The 4,579-nt window shown below is 36.4% G+C and carries 6 protein-coding genes and 1 tRNA gene; 3 read left to right on the forward strand and 4 right to left on the reverse strand.

Going from position 1 to position 4,579, the window contains the following annotated elements:
• The coding region (gene htpX, locus P8M52_RS00075) for a protease HtpX (protein WP_300305609.1) at window positions 1-564 on the reverse strand (564 nt) is incomplete at its 3' end.
• 91 nt (window positions 565-655) lie between these two features.
• On the opposite strand from htpX, the gene P8M52_RS00080 reads away from it, so the two are divergent.
• Window positions 656-877, forward strand: coding sequence for a hypothetical protein (locus P8M52_RS00080; protein WP_300305611.1), 222 nt, complete (start codon window positions 656-658; stop codon window positions 875-877).
• Window positions 878-887: 10 nt separating this feature from the next.
• Here the strand turns inward: P8M52_RS00080 and P8M52_RS00085 are convergent, their stop codons facing one another.
• Window positions 888-1,703 (reverse strand): RluA family pseudouridine synthase, encoded by an 816-nt coding sequence (locus P8M52_RS00085; RefSeq protein ID WP_300305613.1) that lies wholly within the window; start codon window positions 1,701-1,703, stop codon window positions 888-890.
• Window positions 1,704-1,745: 42 nt separating this feature from the next.
• Here P8M52_RS00085 and P8M52_RS00090 point away from each other — a divergent pair, with 42 nt between their 5' ends.
• Entirely contained in the window at window positions 1,746-2,588 is an 843-nt protein-coding gene (locus P8M52_RS00090; protein WP_300305615.1) for an Hsp33 family molecular chaperone HslO, read from the forward strand.
• Between the two features lie 11 nt (window positions 2,589-2,599).
• Window positions 2,600-2,848: a glutaredoxin gene (locus P8M52_RS00095; RefSeq protein ID WP_300305617.1), complete on the forward strand. Its 249-nt coding sequence runs from the start codon at window positions 2,600-2,602 to the stop codon at window positions 2,846-2,848.
• Between the two features lie 116 nt (window positions 2,849-2,964).
• On the opposite strand, the gene P8M52_RS00100 is transcribed toward P8M52_RS00095, so the two are convergent.
• A complete protein-coding gene (locus P8M52_RS00100) occupies window positions 2,965-4,074 on the reverse strand; it encodes a hypothetical protein (RefSeq protein WP_300305619.1) in 1,110 nt (369 codons plus the stop codon).
• 344 nt (window positions 4,075-4,418) lie between these two features.
• Window positions 4,419-4,494: transfer RNA gene (locus P8M52_RS00105), tRNA-His, on the reverse strand.
• Window positions 4,495-4,579: the final 85 nt, after the last annotated feature.

A 4,579-nucleotide genomic window follows, 5' to 3' on the forward strand; every position in this document is an offset into this window, starting at 1 on the left:
TTTTAAAATCACTCGATCAACAATATGACCAATCACCCTTGAAAAGAAAATAACAAAGGTGTTTACCACGCCTTGAATAAGTGTCAATGTCACCATATCGCCATTAGCAACATGACTCATTTCATGGCCGATAACTGCTTCTATCTCTCCTTGATTCATATTGTCTAATAGTCCTTGTGAAACAGCCACCAGCGCTTTGTTTTTACTTGCTCCCGTAGCAAAAGCATTCATCGAATTCGAAGGAAAGATAGCCACTTCAGGCATACGAATACCAACAATTTTTGCTTGTTTTTGAACCGTTTCTATTAGCCATTTTTCAAGATTGGTACTTGGTGATTCAATAACCACGGCACCCGTCATGCGTTTTGCCATCCATTTTGAAATGGCTAAAGAAATAAATGCACCACCAAAGCCAAAAACGGCTGAAAATATTAACAAGGCATTAAGATCAAGATCTGACCCGTTGTCAGCTAGTAATGAATCAACCCCTAAAATACGTAAGGTAATACTGAGTAGAACAATAATGGCGATATTGGTCATTAAAAATAAAAATATTCTACGCATAGGGTGGGCTCCTTTAAATTAATACTGTTAGTAGTCAATAGATGGGGATATTATCATCTAGATTCAAGTCCCTTAGGTTACAATAATAACCATGCTTAAGATTTTATTATTATTATCGTTTTTATTATCAGGTTGTGAGGATCAAAAACAGGCACCTGATGAAGTACTTAAACCTACAACATTAATAGCGCCTGAAAAACAGACACATCATAAAGCCGATGAGTCTCCGATATGCGCCCAGCTATCGGTTAACGAATGCTTAAGAATCATTATTCCGGCCATTTGGGAGAGAGAGGTTGAGCGTGATTGTTAATGATTTTTGATTAAAGTTTTAGTTGCACTTCTGATGATAGGGCTATATTAATCAATTGTTGATCCATAGGACAACTGAAAATTAAATTAACCGCTTGTAATTGCAAATTTTCTGGATGATTTTTTTGCGCATTTCCGTGTAAACGATCACCAATAATTGGAAAACCCAAGTCACTTAAATGTTTTCTAATTTGATGTTTTCTGCCAGTTTCGATATGCACTTTTAACAAAGTTTTATCTTTGTCATGCATTAGTTTGGTCACATGGCTGAGTGCATGCTTTCCATCAATATTATTGTTCAAACTGATTGTTTCGTGTGGGAAATTTTTCTCAACAATAGCTAAGTAGGTTTTTTTTATATGACGTTCTGCAAATAATTCTGAGAAGCACCTAGCCATGTGTTTAGTGTGTGCAATAATCATTAGCCCGCTAGTGGCACGATCAAGTCTATGTACTAAAAAGGTGTTACGATCCATTAGTTTCTCTACTAATCGAGTTAATGCACAATGATCGCCCCATTTCGAACCTTGAGAAAAAACACCTGCAGGCTTAAACCAAACACTGTAGTCTTTTTTGTCTAATAATAGACTTGGCTGTGTTGGAATGGAGTTAAGTATTTTTTCGTTAAAATAAATAAATACCTCGTTACCAATTTTTAAAGGTTTCTTAACCCGTCTAATGCGATTGGTCTTTTTGCCTACTTTTAGCCATACACAACCCTTATCAAGTGCGGATTTAAGCACTTGTTTTGATAAGCTTGTGGACTCTGCCAAGGCATCAATTAATAATTGATTATCAGCTTTAATGGTAATTTTTCTTTCGATCACTTTTCTCTCTTATGCCCTCAGGTATAAATTAAAATCATACCTATGAATACAATTAACAGATTTTTATTTAAAGATTTAGACATTCGCGGTCAGCACTTATCATTAGATGACGCTTGGCAAGATATGATTCAAAATCGAGGCTATAGTCTATTGGTGCGTCAATTGTTTGGAGAACTGAGTGCTTTGGCTATTTTCTTGGCAAATGGCATAAAACACCAGGGTAAGCTTACCTTGCAAATTCAGGGTGACGGCATTGTTAATTTGTTATTCGTTGAAGTAACTAATGATCTGAAAATTCGTGGCATGGTCAGAACAGAGGGTGTCGTTAAAGAGGATAACTCCTTAGATGAAATTTTGGGAGAAGGTCAGATTGTTGCTACCTTATATAATGCGCAAACGGACCATAGTTTCCAGTCATTGGTACCTAGAAACGCCAATGGCTTGATTGCTACGTTTGAAGATTACTTTTCTCAATCAGAGCAATTGGATTCTACATTGTGGGTGAGTTCAACTCAAGACAATCTCTCAGCGATATTATTGCAAAAATTACCAGAAGCTGATCAGCATGATTCTGAAGGTTGGCATAGAGTGGGTGCATTGGCGGATACGGTTACTGATGAAGAGTTAAATAATCTTGAGGCAGAAACACTACTTCATCGTCTCTTTCATGAAGAAACGTTAGAGTTATTTGACGCTGATTTGGTGAGTTATGAGTGTGCTCAAAACAAAGAGCGTTTTGAAAAAATTATTTTTGATTTGGGCGAACAAGACGCTCGAGATTTATTGGAAGAACAAGGTGAAATATCCATTCATAATGAAATTTGTAATGAGCATCTTTTTTTCAATCAGGAAGATATAGATCGTATTTTTACCGCTAAAACTTAAAAGGATTAATAATGGAAAATATTGTTTGGACGAAACCTAATTGCTCATATTGTAACCGAGCTAAAAACATGTTGGATGAAGAGGATATTGAATACGAAGTTCGCTTGGTTGATGAGGTTAATTGGACGAATGATGACATGCTTAAAATGGCACCTAATGAACTTACTTATCCGCAAGTTTTTCTCGGTGAAAAGCATATAGGTGGATGCGACGATCTTGAAGCTTATTTAATGCTGCGAGAAATGGGTATAGAAACATAGAGAGTTGCACACAAGGCGTATAGATTTAAGTAATTTATAACAATTAGATATATAAAAAAGGCCATAAGGCCTTTTTTATATGTGAGTAAATCCTTGCTGATTATCATAATAGTTATCTACGTTAACATCTCTTTAAGCTTTTCTCTTCTGTCAACATAAGATGTTATATCCTTCATACTCTCCACTAAATCTTTGTACTGAAGTGGCACGATAAAAGAGTTGTTAACAGTGAGGCAAGGTATTCCTCTTTTAGTCAGCTCCATTACCACTTCAAAGACTATGTCAGACTCCCAGCAACTAATTAAATCACCATAGGCCTTACCCTTGTTGAAGTAGTTAGCTATCTTAGGATGCTTGTCCAAGAAAGCTTGAGCGATGTCTGTAGGCTTGATACTCTTCTTAAATTCTACATATTCTGTGTACTTCTCAATGTCTTTATCTTTAGGATTCTTGACTTCTAAAGCCTTTCTTTTGTAATGGTTTAAGACTGAATGTGCAGCACTTTTAGGTGACTTACTGCCTTGCATAAAAGAAGAAAAGTTCTTAGTGATATGCTTAGGGACAGCCACTCCGTCAACTTCTACTTGATAAGGATTGTCTGTACGAGGGTATGGTGCACCAGTGATCACTTGATACATGGCGTTTAAATTTGATGCGCTTCTGTCTAACTCAACAGTAGTGTCGCCATTAATAGTGATATTCTTTCTAAGATCGGAAGATAGATTTACCCAAGGTCCAGAAATTCTACCACCAAAGACAAACCCCATATTATGAGAGGTGGCCTGATGATTTATAAACCTCCTTTGAATGGTGAACTTCTTAAACTCTTTATCTTCGACTCCATCGTCATTCAGTAGTGCAATTTTGAAGTTACTTAATAACTGATCATACTGTCTGATTCTCTCACCCAGCCACTTGGAATATTTGGTATCTTCAAAGTCAATATAAACAGCATTGTTATTCTGCTTTCTAGACTCTCTGAGAGTGACATAAGTCCCCACTTTTTTGTCTATTCTATCATCTGACCACTCAGTGTCTTTAAACCACTGCACAAGCTTATCAGTAGATTCAATAGTAGTTATGGCGCCTTTGTTATGATTGTCTATTATCTGAATGATATAGCCATTCTTTTTTAGTGCATCGAGAGATGATATAACCATTTTATAGCCGACATCTAATGGGTTGTATCTTTTGCCACCTAAAGATTCCTTTCTGCGTGAGACCATAATTTGCCTCTGACCTTGTATATATAGGTTGCATAGAAGTAACCTGACACCCTTTATTTGACTCTTGTCATGTAATCCTATATCTTTTCCAAGTTCACGCGATAAGTCCTTTAGTTGTTGCCTGTTAACGTCTAGAAATAGGTCTAATTTTGGCATGTGTGGCATTATTGTTTTCTATTAAAAATAAATAGGTTGTGTCGGTTAAGTAAATATCAACAATCATTGACTGTTTGCTAATGGAATTTTAACCTGTCACATTTTTTGGAATATTATTAATTAACATCTTTTAAGAAGATTTAGAAGACGAAAAAAAAAGACTTCCAATAAGGAAGCCTTTTTAAATGTGGGGCGAGAAACGGGGTTTGAACCCGCGACAACCGGAATCACAATCCGGGGCTCTACCAACTGAGCTATTCCCGCCATAATATCAAAAAGTGGTGCGCCCAATAACGTATGCCCTACGGTTGCAATACATTCAACAAAAAATAGGTCAATAAATCCGTAT

Origin of the sequence: Candidatus Thioglobus sp. (assembly GCF_029243085.1) — a bacterium.
In the GTDB taxonomy this organism is placed as follows: domain Bacteria; phylum Pseudomonadota; class Gammaproteobacteria; order PS1; family Pseudothioglobaceae; genus Thioglobus_A.